This is a genomic window from Faecalibacterium prausnitzii, from assembly GCF_049532945.1.
GTDB classification, from domain to species: domain Bacteria; phylum Bacillota; class Clostridia; order Oscillospirales; family Ruminococcaceae; genus Faecalibacterium; species Faecalibacterium prausnitzii_N.
In genome coordinates, this window is sequence record NZ_CP186691.1 from 2,584,043 (window position 1) to 2,602,611 (window position 18,569).

At 51.6% G+C, this 18,569-nt stretch carries 20 protein-coding genes and 2 pseudogenes; 10 read left to right on the top strand and 12 right to left on the bottom strand.

Translation table 11 applies throughout. The annotated features are described in order from the left end of the window. Positions 1-98: 98 nt before the first annotated feature. From ACNQFG_RS13065 to ACNQFG_RS13085, 5 genes are all read right to left on the bottom strand, one after another. On the bottom strand, positions 99-803 hold the full coding sequence (locus tag ACNQFG_RS13065; RefSeq protein WP_021369328.1) for a DUF6040 family protein: 705 nt from the start codon (positions 801-803) through the stop codon (positions 99-101). Beyond that, positions 787-2,508 (bottom strand): MobA/MobL family protein, encoded by a 1,722-nt coding sequence (locus tag ACNQFG_RS13070; RefSeq protein WP_022621741.1) that lies wholly within the window; start codon positions 2,506-2,508, stop codon positions 787-789. The genes ACNQFG_RS13065 and ACNQFG_RS13070 overlap by 17 nt, the downstream gene beginning before the upstream one ends. Beyond that, positions 2,484-2,837, bottom strand: a complete 354-nt coding sequence (locus ACNQFG_RS13075) for a hypothetical protein (RefSeq protein ID WP_002594208.1) — start codon at positions 2,835-2,837, stop codon at positions 2,484-2,486. The genes ACNQFG_RS13070 and ACNQFG_RS13075 overlap by 25 nt, the downstream gene beginning before the upstream one ends. Further along, the gene (locus ACNQFG_RS13080; RefSeq protein WP_002578306.1) at positions 2,837-3,151 is read right to left on the bottom strand and encodes a DUF3847 domain-containing protein; all 315 of its coding nucleotides are present in this window, start codon (positions 3,149-3,151) and stop codon (positions 2,837-2,839) included. Before ACNQFG_RS13080 ends, ACNQFG_RS13075 begins: the two co-directional genes overlap by 1 nt. A gap of 144 nt (positions 3,152-3,295) precedes the next feature. Beyond that, positions 3,296-3,526: a helix-turn-helix domain-containing protein gene (locus ACNQFG_RS13085; protein ID WP_002578307.1), complete on the bottom strand. Its 231-nt coding sequence runs from the start codon at positions 3,524-3,526 to the stop codon at positions 3,296-3,298. 175 nt (positions 3,527-3,701) lie between these two features. Here ACNQFG_RS13085 and ACNQFG_RS13090 point away from each other — a divergent pair, with 175 nt between their 5' ends. Beyond that, positions 3,702-4,331: a helix-turn-helix domain-containing protein gene (locus ACNQFG_RS13090; RefSeq protein WP_002578308.1), complete on the top strand. Its 630-nt coding sequence runs from the start codon at positions 3,702-3,704 to the stop codon at positions 4,329-4,331. Positions 4,332-4,491: 160 nt separating this feature from the next. Next, the gene (locus ACNQFG_RS13095; RefSeq protein WP_423405195.1) at positions 4,492-5,787 is read left to right on the top strand and encodes a tyrosine-type recombinase/integrase; all 1,296 of its coding nucleotides are present in this window, start codon (positions 4,492-4,494) and stop codon (positions 5,785-5,787) included. A gap of 355 nt (positions 5,788-6,142) precedes the next feature. Here ACNQFG_RS13095 and ACNQFG_RS13100 read toward each other — a convergent pair whose 3' ends face one another. The 6 genes and pseudogenes from ACNQFG_RS13100 to ACNQFG_RS13125 form a co-directional block, all read right to left on the bottom strand. Then, positions 6,143-6,502, bottom strand: a complete 360-nt coding sequence (locus ACNQFG_RS13100; protein WP_207699155.1) for a DUF2500 domain-containing protein — start codon at positions 6,500-6,502, stop codon at positions 6,143-6,145. Between the two features lies 1 nt (position 6,503). Further along, positions 6,504-6,851: pseudogene (locus tag ACNQFG_RS13105) on the bottom strand (DUF6054 family protein). Positions 6,852-7,024: 173 nt separating this feature from the next. After that, a pseudogene (locus ACNQFG_RS13110) lies at positions 7,025-7,126 on the bottom strand (transposon-transfer assisting family protein); the annotation flags it as partial. A gap of 235 nt (positions 7,127-7,361) precedes the next feature. Then, a complete protein-coding gene (locus tag ACNQFG_RS13115) occupies positions 7,362-7,832 on the bottom strand; it encodes a GNAT family N-acetyltransferase (RefSeq protein ID WP_423405196.1) in 471 nt (156 codons plus the stop codon). A 53-nt stretch (positions 7,833-7,885) separates the two neighbouring features. Next, a complete protein-coding gene (locus tag ACNQFG_RS13120; RefSeq protein WP_423405197.1) occupies positions 7,886-8,818 on the bottom strand; it encodes a carbohydrate kinase family protein in 933 nt (310 codons plus the stop codon). Between the two features lie 144 nt (positions 8,819-8,962). Next, positions 8,963-10,159, bottom strand: coding sequence for a cation:proton antiporter (locus tag ACNQFG_RS13125; protein ID WP_423405198.1), 1,197 nt, complete (start codon positions 10,157-10,159; stop codon positions 8,963-8,965). Positions 10,160-10,483: 324 nt separating this feature from the next. Between ACNQFG_RS13125 and rpsF the strand changes: the two genes are divergently transcribed. The 3 genes from rpsF to rpsR are packed head-to-tail and all read left to right on the top strand — an operon-like array spanning position 10,484 to position 11,589. Continuing rightward, on the top strand, positions 10,484-10,768 hold the full coding sequence (gene rpsF / locus ACNQFG_RS13130; RefSeq protein WP_005938979.1) for a 30S ribosomal protein S6: 285 nt from the start codon (positions 10,484-10,486) through the stop codon (positions 10,766-10,768). Positions 10,769-10,798: 30 nt separating this feature from the next. Next, positions 10,799-11,284, top strand: a complete 486-nt coding sequence (locus tag ACNQFG_RS13135) for a single-stranded DNA-binding protein (protein WP_423405199.1) — start codon at positions 10,799-10,801, stop codon at positions 11,282-11,284. Between the two features lie 47 nt (positions 11,285-11,331). Then, positions 11,332-11,589, top strand: coding sequence for a 30S ribosomal protein S18 (gene rpsR, locus ACNQFG_RS13140; RefSeq protein ID WP_015538096.1), 258 nt, complete (start codon positions 11,332-11,334; stop codon positions 11,587-11,589). A 147-nt stretch (positions 11,590-11,736) separates the two neighbouring features. Here the strand turns inward: rpsR and ACNQFG_RS13145 are convergent, their stop codons facing one another. Further along, positions 11,737-12,342 (bottom strand): AAA family ATPase, encoded by a 606-nt coding sequence (locus ACNQFG_RS13145; RefSeq protein ID WP_156072140.1) that lies wholly within the window; start codon positions 12,340-12,342, stop codon positions 11,737-11,739. A 331-nt stretch (positions 12,343-12,673) separates the two neighbouring features. Between ACNQFG_RS13145 and ACNQFG_RS13150 the strand changes: the two genes are divergently transcribed. The 5 genes from ACNQFG_RS13150 to malQ all read left to right on the top strand — a co-directional run bounded on the left by ACNQFG_RS13150 (position 12,674) and on the right by malQ (position 18,375). Continuing rightward, the gene (locus ACNQFG_RS13150; protein WP_423405200.1) at positions 12,674-13,693 is read left to right on the top strand and encodes a LacI family DNA-binding transcriptional regulator; all 1,020 of its coding nucleotides are present in this window, start codon (positions 12,674-12,676) and stop codon (positions 13,691-13,693) included. 56 nt (positions 13,694-13,749) lie between these two features. Next, the gene (locus ACNQFG_RS13155) at positions 13,750-15,090 is read left to right on the top strand and encodes an ABC transporter substrate-binding protein (RefSeq protein WP_423405201.1); all 1,341 of its coding nucleotides are present in this window, start codon (positions 13,750-13,752) and stop codon (positions 15,088-15,090) included. A 103-nt stretch (positions 15,091-15,193) separates the two neighbouring features. After that, positions 15,194-16,045, top strand: a complete 852-nt coding sequence (locus ACNQFG_RS13160; RefSeq protein WP_005938991.1) for a carbohydrate ABC transporter permease — start codon at positions 15,194-15,196, stop codon at positions 16,043-16,045. Further along, positions 16,045-16,887, top strand: a complete 843-nt coding sequence (locus ACNQFG_RS13165; protein ID WP_423405202.1) for a carbohydrate ABC transporter permease — start codon at positions 16,045-16,047, stop codon at positions 16,885-16,887. The genes ACNQFG_RS13160 and ACNQFG_RS13165 overlap by 1 nt, the downstream gene beginning before the upstream one ends. Before the next feature lie 15 nt (positions 16,888-16,902). Then, positions 16,903-18,375 (top strand): 4-alpha-glucanotransferase, encoded by a 1,473-nt coding sequence (malQ, locus tag ACNQFG_RS13170; protein ID WP_423405203.1) that lies wholly within the window; start codon positions 16,903-16,905, stop codon positions 18,373-18,375. Positions 18,376-18,569 lie beyond the last annotated feature (194 nt).

An 18,569-nucleotide genomic window follows, 5' to 3' on the forward strand; every position in this document is an offset into this window, starting at 1 on the left:
ACTAATTGTCAAGATTTATTTATATACTTTTTCTTTATATAAACAATCAATAGTCCCTTACTAAGGACAAGAAGATTATGAAATTTCCCTGCCCTCTTTTAATAATATCCTCGTTCTTCCATCCAGTCTTTCACATAACATCTGATTCCAATATAAATAATATGCGACAGTAATAGCAATACAATAAGATTTATCGGATTAGCGTTTTTAATCCATTCTCCAAAGTAAATTACAACAGCTGTACTCGTTATCGCTACCACGATACTGATGATATCCCAACAATATTTCCGGTAGATTTTTCCTACCTGATAACCAATCCCGATTATCAGCCACCCGGTTATTACGAATAAAATTGCCATGACAGTACCGGCAATCAGCCAGTACACAATCCCGGAAAGAATACTGTTAGGTATTCCACTGCTTAACTGTCCGAAAGAGTCTGCACCTGTCACAAACTCCCGAAATAAACTTCCCATTCCTTTTCCTAACGCACCGAAAAAGACGATACAGTCGTTAAGGAAAACCGGCGAAAGAATCGCAGTAAACAGTGTTGTTGTTATGCTGTACCATGCCAGTAGAAACAAGATACTTTCATAACCAATCGTCATATTTTTATATTTCTTTTCTAACTGGCTTTTACGGCTATCGCATTTTTCTTTTGCTTTCCGGTAAGCAGTACGGTCACATTTTTCACATTTCTCATAAGGCACTTTTTTCTCAACAGCTACCTCTACCGTCTTTTGGTGTGTCTGTGCATAAAGTTTTTCCTGCTCTGCTTTTTCATACTTAAATTTCCATGCCACGGCTTCTGCGTCGGCTCTTTTCCTGCTGTCTGTCTCGCTGGTCAATCGTTCCTCTGTTTGCCTTAATCTTGTCCGCAATGCTTCGATATTCTCGGCTCTGTTTTCGCTGTTCAATTTCTCGTTCAAGGTCAGCGATTCGCTTAGCTGCCTGTTTAGTTCCTGGATTGTCTGGTCTTTCTGATCCAGTTCGTCCTGCATCTGTTCGGTCATCAGCAGAAGTTCTTCCACCTGCCCGACGTTCTCTAAGTTTCTGCATTCGCTCATCGATCTCCCTCGCTTTCTCTATCTGCTGTTTAAGGTCAGCAATTCGCTGTTCTGTTTCTGCAATAAGCTGTTCTCGTTGTTCAGCTTCTGCGTTAATTCCTGCCATTGCTGATTCTCGTTTTCCAACTGTTCGATTCTGGTTTTCTGTTGCTCGATCTGTGAGAGCAGTTCTTCTGTATCTGGCAAAAGATTTAGCAGCCTGGATAATTCGCTGTTTAAGCTTTTTAAACTCTGGTTCTGCTCCTGAAAAGACAGGAGCTGCCTGTCCCGTTCCTGCAATTCCTGTACCATCTCTGCCATAATATTCTGCTGTTCCTCGATCTGGTTTATCATTGTCTCCATCATGGGAATGACTTCCCGGCTTTCTTCTAATGTCACGCAATCGCTCCTTCCATTGTGTTAATGCACTGGATACTTTTCCAAAAGAAATCTGTATTTTATCCAGCAGTGCATTTTGTCTTTTTATGATCTGGTTTTCCTCTACTTTCCATGAAGTAGAGGATGTCTGTCCGTTTTGAAATTTCTCGTCAATTTTTCTGGCATCTGCGCCCTCATGGATCGTCGGTATCTCTAATTTTCCCTGCCTTGCATAAGAACGGTGGTCAATGTGATTTTCCGTTTTCAAATGTGCATTACAGACGTTTGCCCATTCGCTCCGCCATAGCTCACAATTTTTCGGATTGTTCCACCCGGTAGCATCGGTTAATACACGTTTCCACTGTTTGCGGTTCCTTGTCCCGACTTTCTGGACTCCATTTTCATCAAGTACGGGGATTCGGATTCCATGACGGTCAGGGTCCTTTTTATCCTGCCACCAGTCCGGATGGGATTCATCCACCACAATATTTCCATTTTCATCTCTGACAAACTCCCAATCCTTGATTTCTTTGTTACCCCATGAGTGGTCTGAATTGAATGGTCGCATCGTCACCAGTAAATGCACATGGGGATTACCATCTCCTTTATCGTGGATACTCCAATCCGCACACATTCCCTTATCTACAAAGGTCTTTTGAATATATTCAGTTGTATAATCAATCTGTTCCTGTCGGCTCCATTCTTTCGGAAGTGAGAACTCAAATGACCTGCCGAGTTGTGCATCTGAACTTTTTTCTATCCTCAAGACTTCATTCCATAAACGCTGCTTCTGAAAAGTAAGTTTGAATTTTTCCAGTGCAGCATTTTGGTTATCTGCCCTTTTATATCGGACAGATTTCTGGAACCGTCTGATATTTTCAGCAGGTACATTCTGCCATTCCTGTGGTGCATTTTCACACATCAGCAGGCTGGTATAAACGACTTCTTTTTTTGAAGTATAGTAGCTGATCCTGCCTGTTTCTTCATTTTTCATCACATCGCCATTGAGATAAGCAGACGCCGATATGATGGATTTTCCTTTGCTGCGTCCAACAATCTTTACTGTATAATGAAAAATCGCCATGCTCCGTTTCCCCCATTCTGCCGTATCCGGCTTTGATTTCCGGCAGGTAACGTTTTTCCTAAAAGAAAATGGTATCTGCCGGAGCACCCTCTGCGTAAGAGTGCCCTGTGCATAACAGCCTGCATGGAATGTGCCCCTCTGGCGAAGAGTGCCTCCTGCGGCATGAGCAGGTCTGGCTGAAAGCCCCGCCGACGGAACGAGCCCGGCAAGCGTAAGCACAGACCGGTTGCCACCTGTGGCAAACTTATACGGACGACCTCTGGTTGTCCATAAGTGCGCCCTTCATAAAAAAGCAATGAAGGGAATGGAAACTCCACTCCCTCCGGCATTACACTTCCTCCGTATTTGCAACTGGCTCTTTCTGCATTGCCTTTGAGAAGAATTTCCCATTTGCTTCCTGCCTTTTTAAGAAGCCGATCAGCTTTGGGATATCATCTTCCTCAATCGCAGAACCCAGTACCGATTCCACTGCACCGCCAATCTGGCAGAGCCTGTGTGTCCGTTTTTTGGTTTCCACATCTTTCTGACGTTTCTTCAGTTCCCGTTTCTGTGCTGCATACTGTTTTGCTTTCTCAAGGCTTTCCTGTTCTTTCTTTTCCAACTGGAGCATACGCTCCTCATAACTCTTTGTTGATCTTGCCATAAATATCATCGTCCTTTCTTTTTTTCCAAACATAAGTTTCCTGTTGTCTGTCAGACGAAGTACATGGTATAATCTGCTTGCGTGTAGGTATATCATGACTCCGGTCTGATAGAACCTTTGGCGGTTTCTTCGGGAACCGCTTTTTTAAGTTGAACCGTTTCTTGTGACTGCTTTCACATTTCCCTTATCCCTCAAGTCCCTGCCCTCGTTGGCTTCCATAAAAAGTTCCAGCATATCCGTTTTGATCAGGACTTTTCTCCCAACCTTCAATACCGGAAGTTTCTTCCACTCTACCAACTTTCGCAGGGTGTTCCTGCCAATTCCCGTATAATCAGCAGCTTCCTCAATAGATAAGGCAATCTTTCTTTGCGTCATATGACCACCTCCTTTCGAATTGCATTATGCAATTTCATTTGTGCTGTCAGTATAGCGTGTTTATATTGCTTTGTCAAGCATTATGAAATTTTGCTGCTTTTCTTAAAATTGCATATTGCAATATATTTTGTTGCGTGGTATAGTAATGACATACCGAAAAAGGAGGCACATCAGCATGAAAGATAAAGAACTACGCAAGCTGATCGGCAGCAGGGCAAAACAGCGCCGTCTGGAATTAAATCTGACACAGCCTTATGTCGCAGAGAAGATGGGAGTTACCGCTTCCACAATCCTGCGTTATGAGAATGGTTCGATTGACAATACCAAAAAGATGGTACTGGAAGGTCTTTCGGAAGCACTTCATGTATCGATTGAATGGCTCAAAGGGGAAACCGATGAATATGAAACTGATATTACGGATAAGAAAGAATTGCAGATTCGTGATGTGATGGGCGATATTCTTAAACAGTTACCTCTTGATCTTAATAAAACAGAAGACGCTTTTTCTAAAGACTTACTGCTGTTAATGTTAAAGCAATATGAACTGTTTCTGGATTCGTTTCAGTTCGCCTGTAAAAATTACAAAGGCAGTACTAAAGATGTGGACATTGCTAAAGTAATGGGATTTGAATCGAAAGATGAATATAATGAGATTATGTTTCTCAGGGAGATCACACATACTGTCAACGCATTTAACGATATGGCAGATGTTGTAAGGCTCTATTCAAAGAAACCGGAAGCGGCAGAACAAAGGCTTGCAAATCTTTTATCCGAAGTTATGTATGACGATTCTGAATCGGTATAGTAAGGCAACCGGAGTTGTGATACAATGAGCACAAGCGAGTCAGGCTGTTTACAGATTTGACGAGCGGCGAATTGGCTTATGGACTTGTCCATAAGATGCCTACACGCAAGAAGCATTTCAACAGTTCCGATTGTCTGATATCGAAAGGAGACATACGATTATGGCAAAAGGATCTGTTAGAAAAAAAGGAAAGAAATGGTACTATCGCTTCTATGTAGAGGACGCAAGCGGAAAAATGGTTCAGAAAGAATATGCCGGAACCGAAAGTAAAAGTGAGACGGAAAAGCTTCTCCGCAAGGCACTGGAAGACTACGAAGATAAGAAGTTTGTTGCAAAGGCAGATAATCTTACCGTAGGGGAACTTCTGGACATGTGGGCAGAAGAAGAACTGAAAACTGGGACACTCAGCAACGGTACAGTGGAAAATTATCTTGGTGCAATCCGATGTATCAAGAAACACCCGATTGCAGACCGAAAGCTGAAAACAGTTACTGCCGAACATTTACAGGGTTTCCTCGACCTGCTTACATTTGGTGGTGAGTTTCCAGATGGGAAAGTAAGAAAAGGATACAGCAAAGATTATATCCATTCTTTTTCCGCAGTGTTACAGCAGTCATTCCGTTTTGCAGTATTTCCAAAACAGTTAATCAGTTTCAATCCGATGCAATATATCAAGCTGAAACGACAGACAGAGGAAGTTGACCTCTTTTCTGATGATGAAGTGGAAGAAAGCACACAGCCGATTTCACACGAGGATTATGAGCGACTTATCAAGTATCTGGAAAAGAAAAACCCACCTGCCATTCTGCCGATTCAGATTGCGTATTATGCTGGACTCCGTATCGGGGAAACCTGTGGTCTTACATGGCAGGACATTAACCTTGAAGAACAATGCCTGACCATAAAACGCAGTATCCGCTACGACGGCATGAAACACAAAAACATTATTGGACCAACGAAACGGAAAAAAGTAAGAATTGTTGATTTTGGAGATACTCTGACTGAAATACTGAAAGCTACCAGAAAAGAGCAGCTCAAAAACCGGATGCAGTATAGCGAACTCTATCACCGCAATTACTACAAAGAAGTGCATGTGAAAAACAGGGTCTATTATGAATACTATCATCTTGACGGTACACAGGAAGTCCCGGCAGATTACAAAGAAATCTCCTTTGTCTGCCTGCGACCGGATGGCTCCCTGGAACTGCCGAGTACACTCGGCATTGTATGCAGATCAGTGTCAAAGAAACTGGAAGGATTTGAAGATTTCCATTTCCACCAGTTACGTCACACCTACACCAGCAATCTGCTTTCCAATGGGGCTGCACCGAAAGATGTACAGGAACTGTTAGGACACTCTGATGTCAGTACCACAATGAATATTTACGCTCACTCAACAAGAAAAGCAAAACGGGATTCCGCAAGACTTCTTGATAAAGTAGCGAGCAATGCTTAAATCAAAATTGGTTCACTGAACCAATTATTGATATGCAATGCGACAAAAATTCCCCTTATTTCCCTTGCGGATTCCGCATAAGGGCAAAAATAAGGGAAAATACATATCATTTCACTATTTAATGGGCTGAAAAGCCTGTAAAATAAGGAAAGTTCAGGAAATCTCTCCACAAATTCCGAGTTGTCGAGTTCAGTACATAACGAATCGCTGAAATCCAATTCAGACATCGTGTTGCACAAGTTGATTACATCTGCTTTTTTGAAACCAATTTGTTTGAACATTGAATTTGGCATAAGTCGAAACAACATATTCTGAAATTTCGATAGCTTTTTAGGCATCTTATATTGTGCTGCAATTAGCTCCGCTCAAACCCAAGATAGCGGGTGCCCTGAAAACTCAGCTTTCCAATGTCGCCCTCCACAAGCATTCCGTAGTCCGAACCACTTACGGTAAGCTCCATGCGGTCGCCGCTCTCTACCTGAAAGGTCACATAATAGGTCGTGAACGTATGCGCCATCGTATTGTCTGTATGGTGGCGAGAAACTTCCGTTCGCTTTGCCACAACCGTTGCCGGAACAGTCAGCCGCGGCGAATGGTTGTTTTTATTCCATGTGCTGATATTTCCGATGATGGTGTATAGGATCATGCCCATAACCACAAGGAACAGGATGGGAAACAGAATGCTGAACAGCATATCAATTCCAGCGTAAAACATCTTATTCCTCCCAAATTTCTTCCAGCAGGTCCTTTACATCGTCCAGAAAAGATTCTTCTCCGAGGGTGTTCACCTTGAAGAACACCGCTTGACTGCCTCATGCGGTGATGGCAGACAGCCGGATCGGACTGTCCGCATTCTGGAACATGGTCAGTGTCAGACTCAGGCGGTTGCCGCCCATCATGCTGTACCGTTCAAATACACGGACACTGCACCGGGCATCGCCCTCTTTGAAATCACTGCCTGCCTCTAAATCTTCCGACCAACTGCTGTCCGGGATTTCATTTTCCAGCTTCCGAAGCAGCTTGTCAAAGTTTTTGTTTCGGATGGTCTTTTCAAAGATTGCCATAATGGTTCCTCCGTTCTGACAATTAAAATTCAGTCCCTTATTTTTGATACGAGCAGAGCCACAGGAAAATTGCGGAGAAATCGCTTGAAGAGAGGAATTTTGTCTAATTTGATTATAGCATATCTTTTGGAAGAACAAAATACTTTATGTACGCCGCCCGCAGGCGGCAAAAATCAGTCCAGTGGAAATTCCAGTTCGGCAAACTCTGCATCGGTCAGCAGTTTCAGCTTTTCGATAACACCCTCCGACAGTTCCCGCAGGGCGGTTTCATCGGGAGGTATCTGGAAACTGATTTGCTTCCTCAGAGGTCAGCGGTTCGGTCCCGGTATTCTCCACAAAAAAAGCACCGTACTTCGTAGGAAGCATGGTGCTTTTCTTTTTGCTGAAGCCAGTTTTTTTGGTGGTGCATTGCTTCGCCTGCACCGTTTTCAGGCTTTTTGCAGGCGGTTCCGATACACCCTCAACGTTTGACGTTACACCGTTTTCAAAAAAGAATGTTTGCCGCCCGGTTCACAGGATATATTCCATCTGCCGTTCCTTCGTCTTCATGCCCATTTTTTCGTAGAAGTGCTCCGCCGAGGTGTTTCCTGCCCAGACGTTCAGCGTCACTTCATAGCAGCCTTGCTCTTTTGCCTGCTGCTTCACATATTCAAACAGGCTTTCTCCGATGTGCTGTCCCCGTGCCTGCTGGTCAACGCACAAATCGTCGATGAACAGTGACTTAAAGGGCACCATATTCGTGGAAAATGGCTGCTCGCGCATCTGACAGAAGGCGTAGCCCATGCACACATCCTCCTCGTTCACGGCAACGTAGACGGGTTTGTCCTCCTGCTTCAAAAGCTCTGCCAGCTCGCAGACCGTGTATTTGGTGGTGCCGGGAATAAAAACATCCGGTCGGATCTCTGCATGGATCTGCAATACCTGCCCCAGCAGCGCAAGAAGTCTGGGAATGTCTTTTTCCTCTGCCTTACGGATCTTCATTTCATTTTGCATCTTTCAGTGCGCTCTCCCCTGCTCGTTCTTGTTGATACGTTTCAATCCACGACCGGCACGTCCAGCCCGAATTCCAGCGGGCGGAAGCGGGGGCAGACGTTCTCGGTGATGCAGATGACCGATGCGGCCAGTCGGCTGCCGATTTCGCAGGACTCGGCCAGCGTTTTGCCGTAGGTCAGGCCGATGGTGGTGCCGGCAAAGAAGGCATCGCCTGCGCCGGTGGTGTCAATCACATCCACCTTCTTGGCCGGAACAATGCCGCAGTCCCCGTCCGCCTGGGCATAGACTGCGCCCTTGTCGCCCATGGTGACCACCATGCAGGGGATGTTTGCGCTCCGGACATTGGCCGCCAACACCCGGCACATCTCGTCCGGGGCCAGATGGCCGTAATCATCGGAGAACAGCAGCCCGGCTTCCTGCTGGTTGCACACAAAGCAATCGATCTGCTGCAGGAAATCCCGGCGCTCCATGGCAATACTCATGTTGGAGACCGCCGCGTACACTTTTTTGCCGTACTTTTTGGCGTAGCGCAGCGTCTGCTTGACGGTCTCCTTTTCGAGGTCCAGCTCCAGCGCGATGCTGTCGCAGTCCCGAAAGATCTCGTCTCCCTGCTCTTCCAGCAGCCCAATCAGCGGGGTGGTGTCCGGCCGCTTGGAAATGGCTGCATGCACATCGCCGTCGTTGTCAAAGATGGCCAGCCAGGTGCCCATGCCGTCCGGCACGCGCTGGATGTACTTGGTGTTCACCTTGTGGTTCTCCAGCTTGTTGATCACATCCTGTCCCATGCCGGTGTCGTCCACCAGACTGACAAAGGTAGGGCGCAGCTCTACATTGGCGATATCCTCCACCACGTTGCGGCTCACTCCGCCGTGTACCTGCTCCACACGCCCGGCGTTTCGTCCGCCGGGGATGTAAGTCGAAAGCGGATATCCCTTGATGTCCACAAAAACTGCGCCGATGACTACGATTCCCATACGAAAAAGTCCTTTCCGGATTTTACATTTATTTTTCATTATACACTATCTTCCGGCCGGAATCCATCGTTCTTCGGAAATTGTGCCATTTTCCGCGTCCAACATAAAAACAGGAGGCCCATCCCCAGGATGGACCTCCCATTTTTATGCTTCGCTCTGGCTCGGATGCGGTGTCGGCGGGGCTTTGGTGAAGAGCACCTTCAGCACCAGCGGAGTTGCCACACTGGACACCACGATCAGCAGGATCACAGCGGTAAAGTAGACCGAGTCCACCACGCCGACATCCAGGCCCTTCTGGGCCACGATCAGCGCCACCTCGCCGCGGGTCATCATGCCAACGCCGATCTTGAGGGAGTCGCCCCAGTTGAAGCGGCAGATCTTGGCCGCAAGGCCGCAGCCGATGATCTTGGTGATAAGTGCCACAATGACGAAGCAGACACAGAACAGGAAGATTTCCGGCGTCAGGCCGCTGATGTCGGTCTTCAAGCCGATGCTCGCGAAAAAGACCGGTGCGAACAGCACATAGTTGCTGATATCCACGCGGCGCTCCACGTAGGGGGCATCGTCCATGGTGCACAGAACGATACCGGCGATATAGGCACCGGTGATATCTGCAATGCCGAAGTATTCCTCGGCGATGTAGGCCATGGCAAAGCAGAACGCCATGCTCACGATGGTGATGCGCTGGGTGTGGGGATTGCGCTTGTCCAGCCATGTCATAGCAAAGTGAGCCACAACGCCCACGCCCACGGCAGTGGCAAAGAACAGCACCGTATTGATGAGCACCTTGCCCAGACCCGTGCCGGTGCCGGAGCTTGCGCCCAGCACGCAGGTGAGGACTACGATGCCGATGACATCATCGATGACGGCGGCACTGACGATGGTGGTGCCGAGAAAGCTCTTCAGGTGGCCCAGCTCCTGCAGGGTCGCCACCGTAATGGACACGCTGGTGGCGGTCATGATCGTGCCGATGAAAAGCGCCTTGTAAAACTCCGTGCTGCCCACGGCAGCAAACCCATAGAAGATGCTATAAAGGAGCGTGCCGCCCACCAGCGGAACGGCTACGCCCACGCAGGCGACCAGGGTGGCGATGGGGCCGGCCTTGATAAGTTCCTTCAGATTGGTGCCAAGGCCCGTGGTGAACATCAGCATGACCACGCCGATCTCCGCAAAGGTGGAGATGGCATCACTGGTCTGCACCAGATTCAGCACACAGGGGCCGATGATCAAACCGGCAAGGATCTCACCCACCACCTGCGGGGCCTTGCACTTGCGGGCCACCAGACCAAAGAACTTTGCGCTGAGGATGATGATTGCCAGGTTACGGAAAACCGAATACATTCAAATAACCTTCCTTTACTCAATTTTGCGTTTTTCACGCCCGGCAGGCCCGACCGCGCGTCCTGGCCTACCCTATTTTACATTATAACTTGTCGGCTTGTGAAAATCAAAACCATCCCGGCGAAAATCCGACTAAAGTTTAGCCGCAGACCCGTTTTATTTTCGTGCAGATTTTTTTGCCAGAATGCTTGACAAAGTGCAAAACACTTGCTATAATAAATTGCTGTCTGAACAGACACGCCGCACAGTCCTGTGAAACCGCAGGATCGTGTACCTTGGCCTCATAACCTTGAGGCCCTCAAGTCCAAAAGGAGGTGCTACAAAATGGCAAAGTACGAAACCATGCTGATTACCAGCGCCGCTCTCGACGAGGAGGCTACCGCCGCTCTGGTTGGTAAGTTCAAGTCCCTGATCGAGGCTAACGGTACGATCGATTCCATCGACGAGTGGGGCAAGCGCCGTCTGGCCTACCCCATCAACGACGAGGAGGAAGGCGTTTACACCGTGATCGACTTCACCAGCGAGCCCAGCTTCCCTGCTGAGCTGGACCGTGTGTACAAGATCACTGAAGGTGTTATGCGCAGCCTGATCATTGCTCACGAGGAGTAATTCTTCTGTGACAGAAAGGGAGACCGTAAAATGTTGAATGTTGTTGCCATCATGGGCCGTCTTGTGGCGGATCCCGAACTGCGCACCACCCAGCAGGGTACCAATGTGTGCAGCTTCCGCATTGCCTGTGACCGCAATTTTGCGCGTCAGGGCGAGCAGCGTCAGGCCGATTTCATCGATATCGTTGCATGGCGTCAGCAGGCAGAGTTTGTTTGCAAGTATTTCCAAAAGGGCAGTCTGATCGCCATTGAAGGCAGTCTTCAGACCCGCCAGTATCAGGATAAGAACGGCAACAACCGCACCGCTGTGGAAGTGGTAGCCAACAATATCAACTTTGCAGGCCCCAAAAACAGCAATGCAGGCGGCGGAGCAAATTATCAGAATCATCATTCTGCTCCCGCCTACCAGAACGCAGCGCCTGCCCGCCCGGCCGCTGTGGAGGCAGCTCCCAGCTACTCTGCCGGCAATGCAGACGACTTCGCCGTCATCGACGACAGCGACGACCTGCCGTTCTGACACGAAACGGTCAATCCGTTAAAAAATCCAATAGGAGGTAATAAGCAATGGCTTTTGAAAGAACCGAAGGCTCTCGCCCCGCACGCCCCATGCGTCGCGGCCGCAAGAAGGTTTGCAGCTTCTGTGTCGATCGTATCGACACCATCGATTACAAGGACGTGCCCCGTCTGCGTAAGTACGTCTCTGAGCGTGCAAAGATCATTCCCCGCCGTGTGACCGGCACCTGCGCTTATCATCAGCGCGCACTGACCATCGCCATCAAGCGTGCTCGTCACGTTGCTCTGATGCCCTACGTCAGTGACTAATCTTCAGAACTTTATCAACCCAGTTCAAAATAATCAGCAATCAGCAAAGCGTCTTCCCCGATGACAAAGGGAAGGCGCTTTTTGTTTGTATAAACTCCCCCAGTCACCTGCGGTGACAGCCCCCTCGGAGATGGGGCCTTTTTCCGCTCAGCGGTTCATCCCGATCCATTGTGTGCACCAACGGAGGACCGCCTCCCCTTCCTGCTCTGCCGTCAGGCCGTCGGTCTGCAAAAAGGTCGTGTCCTCCCGGTTCCGGAACCATTCCCGCTTCAGTGGCAGAAGCTGGTTCCGGTAATGTTCAAAGAATCCCCTTGTGCGCGCGGTATCCCCCTCTTTGCGGGTCCGCAGCGTCTCGTCGGACGCATCCAAAAACAAAATGTGCTCCGGCATACACCCTTGGGCCGCCGCCAGTTCCGGTGCCAATGCCCGCCGGAGCTCCTCCACACCCCAATCCAATCCTTTGCTTTTGGGATAGTGGAGCGTATAGAACACGATCTCCTCTGCGCCGAAATCCATCACGGTGCAGGGGTATTTTTGTGCTTCCTGCCACCGGCGCACCTCATTTTGCAGAAAGAGCCGCTGGATCTCCAGATAATCCGCATAGCAGTTTTTATCCAGCCCCCGGTGTTTCACTTCGGCGATGACCGCCGCGTTGTCCTCAAAGCAGACATGCAGCTGCGGGTCATGCGCTTGCAGATAGCGGGCCGCTGTGGTTTTCCCTACCGCCATGCAGCCCTGCAAGGATAAAATCATTGCTCTTCCCCTCCTTCGCTTTCCAGTATAGCACGAGAGGCCTTGGCACACAACACAGTTATCCGGGAATGTGCATCCAGCGGTCAAAAAGTTACAAAGCGGTACGGTTATCCCGGTCTATTTTGACTCGTTTCCGGGAATTTCTGAAATAAGTCATGGTTTTGACGTGGTTGCAAATCAAACTGCACAACGCCGAACCGATTCTTTGTACACATTTTACGAAATTGCTCCAACATGATTGATTTTTTGAACAAAATGTGCCATACTATAGTCACTGAAAACGTTCCCGACAACGTTCCCGATGGTTTTACAGAAAGTGAGGAGATGCGCCATGACGATCAAGGACATTGCCCGGATCAGCGGCTGCTCGGTAAGCACCATTTCTCGTGTCATCAACGACCGGCCCGATGTCCGGCCTGAGACCAAGGAGCATGTACTCAAGGTAATGCGGGAGGCCGGGTTCGTGCCCAACACCAATGCACGGCAGCTGAAGATCCAGCAGTCCCGCAGTCTGGTGTTCGTGGTCAAAGGCACCCGCAATCTCTTCTTCTCGGACTTCTTAGTCCAGCTGCAGCGGGCCGCCACCCTGTATGGCTACAATGGCATCGTTTCCTATTTGGATGAAAACGCCAACGAGATCGATGCCGCCGAAAAGATCCTGCGGGAGATCAAGCCCAAAGGTATGATCTTTCTGGGCGGCAGCGTGAGCAACTTCCAGAATGGATTTTCCAACATCACCGTTCCTTCGGTGCTGGCCACCCTCGTTTCCCACGACCTGAGCTTCCCCAATCTGTCGATGGTCGGCGTGGACGACCGGGCGGCTGCCCGCACTGCGGTCGCCCACCTCATTGCACAGGGGCACAGCAAGATCGCTGTGCTGGGCGGCCCGGCCACAAGTTTCCCCAGCCGGATGCGCCGTTTGGGCGCACAGGACGCCATGGAGGATGCGGGCCTCGTCTTCGACAACAAGCTGTACGGCCTGTCCAACTACGATTTTGAGTCTGCCTATCACGCCGTGAACAGCCTGCTGGCCCGCCGGGCCGACTTCACCGCCCTGTTCGCCATGAGCGATGTGATTGCCTTAGGTGCCATCCGCGCGCTGGCGAGCGCCGGGCTGCGGGTGCCGGAGGATGTTTCGGTGATCGGCTTTGACGGCATCACGATGTCCCGTTACTGTGTGCCTGTTCTGACTACCGTTGTGCAGCCCAGTGAACAGATCTCGCTGCAGAGCATTGAGTTGCTGGTGCGGCAGATCGAGCACGGTGCACCGGCCCAGACCATCACCTTGCAGCCGGAGTTGCAGCAGGGCGAAAGCGTCTGCCCCTGCCGCCGCCGGTTTGAATCCGTTTAACTCCGCCCATCGGGGCGGTGCGATAGATAAGCAATCAATAAGAAGGAGAACTTATTATGAAGAAAATGATCACTCGTCGTAACTTCCTGAAGGCCGCTGGCGTTTCCGCCGCTGCTCTGGGTCTGGCTGCCTGCGGCGGCTCCTCCAGCAGCACCGCTTCCTCTGCTGCCGGTTCTACCGCTGCTTCCAGCACCGCTGCAAAGGCAGGCGGCAAGGTCTACTACCTGAACTTCAAGCCCGAGCAGGATCAGGATTGGCAGGATCTGGCCGCTGAGTACACCAAGGAGACCGGCGTGCCTGTGACCGTTGTCACCGCCGCTTCCGGCCAGTACGAGACCACCCTGATGAGCGAGATGGAGAAGAGCGAGGCTCCCACCCTGTTCCAGGTGAACGGCCCTGTGGGTCTGGCAAACTGGAAGGATTACTGCTACGATCTGTCCGGCAGCCAGCTGTACGGTGAGCTGACCAGCGATTCCTTCGCACTGAAGGATGGCGACGCTGTTACCAGCATCGCATATGTCATCGAGACCTACGGCATCATCTATAACAAGGAACTGCTGAGCGCCGCCGGCTACACGCAGGACGATATCAAGGGCTTTGCTGATCTGAAGAAGGTCGCTGACGATATTCAGGCACGCAAGGCTGAGCTGGGTGTGGACGGTGCTTTCACCTCCGCTGGCATGGACGGTTCTTCTGACTGGCGCTTCAAGACCCATCTGGCAAACCTGCCCATCTACTACGAGTACAAGGCAGACGGCATCGGCTCCACCGATGCCATCAAGGGCACCTATCTGGACAACTATAAGCAGATCTGGGATCTGTACATCACCGATTCCACCTGCGATCCTACCCTGCTGGCTTCCAAGACCGGCGACGACGCTGTGGCTGAGTTTGTGGGCAAGAAGGCTGTGTTCTACCAGAACGGCACTTGGGCTTACAATGACGTGAAGGATCTGGGCGACGACAACCTGGGTATGCTGCCCATCTACATCGGCGTGGATGGCGAGGAGAATCAGGGCCTGTGCACCGGTTCCGAGAACTTCTGGTGCGTGAACAACAATTCTTCTGATGCCGACATTCAGGCTACTCTGGACTTCCTGTACTGGTGTGTCACCTCTGAGACCGGCACCAGCGCGATGGCTGACAAGATGGGCTTCGTCATCCCCTTCAAGAAGGCTAAGGACTCCACCAACCCCCTGATCGGCATTGCAAACCAGTATGTGGCCGACGGCAAGACCAGTGTGGACTGGTGCTTCTCCACCATGCCTTCCGAGGAGTGGAAGAACGGCCTGGGCAGCGCTCTGACCGCTTACGCAGCAGGCACCGGCGACTGGGACGGCGTTGTGACCGCCTTCGTCGATGGCTGGGCTAAGGAATACAAGCTGGCAAACGGCTAAGCTCCTGATCGGTCTATAAAAAAGAACTGAACAGGGAGGCGGGCGAAGAAGTTCGCCCCGCCTCCCCTTTTTTGTTAACCACTCCGCATATAGGAGGTACATCATGCAAAAAGCCATCAGCAAATATTGGCCGGTGTTCGTGCTGCCCACGCTGCTCGCGTTCATCATCGGCTTTATCTGGCCCTTCATCTGGGGCATTTACCTTTCGTTCCAGCGGTTCACTACTGTTAGCAAGACCACCTTTGTGGGCATCCAGAACTACATCAACGTATTTCAGGATTCCACCTTCCTGCACGCCTTCGGCTTTACCGCAGCGTTCACTGTAGTATCCACCGTGCTCATCAACGTCTGCGCCTTTGCCATTGCGCTGGTGCTCACCCGCGGCATCCGCGGCACCAACATCTTCCGTACCGTCTACTTCATGCCCAACCTGATCGGCGGCATCCTGCTGGGCTACATCTGGCAGATCCTGCTCAACGGTGTGCTGGCCAACCTGCAGAAACCTCTGCTGGCGCTGGATGCCAAGGCCGGTTTCGTCGGTCTGGTCATCCTGATGTGCTGGCAGCAGATCGGCTACATGATGATCATTTACGTTGCCGGCCTGCAGAGCGTGCCCGGCGACCTGATCGAAGCCGCCAAGATCGACGGTGCCAACGACCGCGAGATCCTGTTCAAGATCAAAATTCCCATGGTCATGCCCAGCGTGACCATCTGCACCTTCCTGACCCTGACCAACAGCTTCAAACTGTTCGACCAGAACGTTGCCCTGACCGCAGGCGAACCCGCCAACGCCAGTGAAATGCTGGCCCTGAACATCTACAACACCTTCTATGGCCGTTCCGGTGCCCAGTGGAAGGGCATTGGTCAGGCGAAGGCTGTGGTGTTCTTCCTGATCGTCGTGGTCATTTCTCTGATCCAGCTCCACTTTACCCGTTCCAAGGAGGTGCAGCAGTAATGATCAAACGTAAACATATGTGGGACAATGCGCTCACCGTTATAATGACTCTGCTCTGCCTGCTGTGGGTCTACCCCATCGCCCTGATCTTCATCAACAGTCTGAAGAAGGAAGGCACCTTCACCACCTCCACCGTCTTCGCACTGCCCACCAAGGAGACCTTTGTCGGCCTGGAGAACTACACCTACGGCATCTTCAAGATGAACTTCCTTTCCAGCCTTGGCTACAGCCTTGTCATCACCGTTACCAGTGTGGCGCTGATCCTGCTGTGCTGCTCCATGACCGGTTGGTACCTCACCCGCGTGAACAATAAGCTGAGCAAGTTCATGAACCTGCTGATCGTGTTCTCCATGGTCGTGCCCTTCCAGATGGTCATGTTCACCCTGTCCAAGACCGCTGACCAGCTCAATCTGAACACCCCGTGGAACATCTGCATCATCTATCTGGGCTTCGGTGCCGGTCTGGCCGTGTTCATGTTCACCGGCTTCATGAAGAGCGTGCCCATGGAAATTGAGGAAGCGGCCATGATCGACGGCTGCAACCCCATTCAGATCTTCTTCAAGGTCGTATTCCCCATCCTCAAGCCCACCATGATCTCCACCGCCATCCTCGAGACTATGTGGGTGTGGAACGACTACCTGCTGCCCACTCTGGTGCTGGACATCAAGAAATACCGCACCATTCCCATGGCCATCCAGTACTTCCGCGGCGGCTACGGCCGTGTGGAGCTGGCTCCCATGATGGCCTGCATCATCATTGCCATTATCCCCATCATCATCCTGTACATGACCTGCCAGAAGTACATCATTGAGGGCGTTGTGGCAGGTGCTGTCAAGGGTTAAGAGGAGGGGTTTCACATGCGCGCAAGCGGTATCCTGATGCCCGTGTTCAGCCTGCCCGGTCCCTTCGGCATTGGCACTCTGGGGGCGGAGGCCTTTGCATTCGTGGATTTTCTGGCCCGCGCCAGACAGACCTACTGGCAGATCCTGCCCATCGGCCCCACCGGCTACGGCGACAGCCCTTATCAGAGCTTTTCCGCCTTTGCCGGTAACCCCTACTTCATTGACTACCGCCTGCTGGCCGAGGACGGCTGGCTCACCTCCGATGAGGTCCCCGCTCCGGTGCCGGTCGGCACCGTGGATTACGGTGCCTTGTACAACGAGCGGCCTGTGATCCTGAAACGGGCCGCAGACCGGCTTCTGGCCGAGCCCAGCAAAGCCTACACCGATTTCTGCGCCGCGCAGGACTTCTGGCTGGAGGATTACGCCCTATTCATGGCTCTGAAAGCTGAGCAGGGGCAGGCGGGTTTGGCCGACTGGCCCGACGCGCTGCGCACCCGTGAGCCTTCGGCTCTGGCCGCCGCCCGTGTGCGGCTGGCCGATGCGGTGGATTACTACAAGGCGGTGCAATTCTTCTTCTACACCCAGTGGAACGCCCTGAAGGCTTACGCCAACGGCAAGGGCGTCCGTCTGGTGGGCGATATTCCCATCTATGTCAGCCCGGATTCCAGCGATCTGTGGACCCACCCGGAACTGTTCCAGACCGATGGCCAGATGCACCTGACGCAGGTTGCCGGATGCCCGCCGGATGCCTTTGCAGCAGACGGCCAGCTGTGGGGCAACCCCCTGTATGACTGGCCCCGCCACGAGGCCGAGCACTTTGCGTGGTGGAAGCAGCGCATGAAGCACGCCACCTCCATTTACGATGTGGTGCGCATCGACCACTTCCGCGGCTTCGAGAGCTATTACTCCATTCCCGCCGGGAACAAAACGGCGGCGGGCGGTCACTGGGAAAAAGGCCCTGACCGCGATTTTATCAACGCCATGCACGAAAACCTTGGCGAGGGCGGCATCATTGCCGAGGATCTTGGCTACCTGACCCCGGAGGTCAAGGCCATGCTTTCCGCCAGCGGCTACCCGGGCATGAAGATCATGCAGTTTGCCTTTGACAGCCGGGAATCCGGCAATTACCTGCCCCACACCTACCACCGCAACAGCGTGGTGTACACCGGCACCCACGACAATGTGACCGCCGAAGGCTGGCGGGCGACTGCCAGCCCGGAGGATGTCCACTACGCCTGCCGGTATCTGCGCTGCGCCCCCAAAGACCTGACCGAAGCCATGATCGCGGCCTGCCTTTCCTGCGTGTCGGACATGGCCATCATCCCGATGGCGGACTGGCTCCACCTCGGTGCTGAAGCCCGCATCAACACTCCCAGCACCCAAGGCTCCAACTGGCAGTGGCGTCTGACCACGCCCCTGACGAGCCTACTGGCGGACCACATCGCCGATCTGACGGTCCTGTATGACCGGGCCCCGGCGGCAGAGTAAGCGTTTTTCTCCTTCTGATAGCTTCCCCATCCCGAACGGCGAGCCGTGCGGTGCCCTGCATTGTGGCACTGCATCTGGCCCGCCGTTCCTTTTTGGCACAAATTTCACACAACATTTTTTCACCAGGGTCTTGGGATGTGCGCTTTTGTTTTTCCGCTTCCCTGCGTTTGTTTTTTGAGTTTTGCTTTGAAACC

Coding starts and splice junctions, on each gene's coding strand:
- ACNQFG_RS13070 (WP_022621741.1), bottom strand. CDS start 2,508: ATGGCGATTTTTCATTATACAGTAAAGATTGTTGGACGCAGCAAAGGA.
- ACNQFG_RS13075 (WP_002594208.1), bottom strand. CDS start 2,837: ATGCCGGAGGGAGTGGAGTTTCCATTCCCTTCATTGCTTTTTTATGAA.
- ACNQFG_RS13080 (WP_002578306.1), bottom strand. CDS start 3,151: ATGGCAAGATCAACAAAGAGTTATGAGGAGCGTATGCTCCAGTTGGAA.
- ACNQFG_RS13085 (WP_002578307.1), bottom strand. CDS start 3,526: ATGACGCAAAGAAAGATTGCCTTATCTATTGAGGAAGCTGCTGATTAT.
- ACNQFG_RS13090 (WP_002578308.1), top strand. CDS start 3,702: ATGAAAGATAAAGAACTACGCAAGCTGATCGGCAGCAGGGCAAAACAG.
- ACNQFG_RS13095 (WP_423405195.1), top strand. CDS start 4,492: ATGGCAAAAGGATCTGTTAGAAAAAAAGGAAAGAAATGGTACTATCGC.
- ACNQFG_RS13100 (WP_207699155.1), bottom strand. CDS start 6,502: ATGTTTTACGCTGGAATTGATATGCTGTTCAGCATTCTGTTTCCCATC.
- ACNQFG_RS13115 (WP_423405196.1), bottom strand. CDS start 7,832: ATGAAGATCCGTAAGGCAGAGGAAAAAGACATTCCCAGACTTCTTGCG.
- ACNQFG_RS13120 (WP_423405197.1), bottom strand. CDS start 8,818: ATGGGAATCGTAGTCATCGGCGCAGTTTTTGTGGACATCAAGGGATAT.
- ACNQFG_RS13125 (WP_423405198.1), bottom strand. CDS start 10,159: ATGTATTCGGTTTTCCGTAACCTGGCAATCATCATCCTCAGCGCAAAG.
- rpsF (WP_005938979.1), top strand. CDS start 10,484: ATGGCAAAGTACGAAACCATGCTGATTACCAGCGCCGCTCTCGACGAG.
- ACNQFG_RS13135 (WP_423405199.1), top strand. CDS start 10,799: ATGTTGAATGTTGTTGCCATCATGGGCCGTCTTGTGGCGGATCCCGAA.
- rpsR (WP_015538096.1), top strand. CDS start 11,332: ATGGCTTTTGAAAGAACCGAAGGCTCTCGCCCCGCACGCCCCATGCGT.
- ACNQFG_RS13145 (WP_156072140.1), bottom strand. CDS start 12,342: ATGATTTTATCCTTGCAGGGCTGCATGGCGGTAGGGAAAACCACAGCG.
- ACNQFG_RS13150 (WP_423405200.1), top strand. CDS start 12,674: ATGACGATCAAGGACATTGCCCGGATCAGCGGCTGCTCGGTAAGCACC.
- ACNQFG_RS13155 (WP_423405201.1), top strand. CDS start 13,750: ATGAAGAAAATGATCACTCGTCGTAACTTCCTGAAGGCCGCTGGCGTT.
- ACNQFG_RS13160 (WP_005938991.1), top strand. CDS start 15,194: ATGCAAAAAGCCATCAGCAAATATTGGCCGGTGTTCGTGCTGCCCACG.
- ACNQFG_RS13165 (WP_423405202.1), top strand. CDS start 16,045: ATGATCAAACGTAAACATATGTGGGACAATGCGCTCACCGTTATAATG.
- malQ (WP_423405203.1), top strand. CDS start 16,903: ATGCGCGCAAGCGGTATCCTGATGCCCGTGTTCAGCCTGCCCGGTCCC.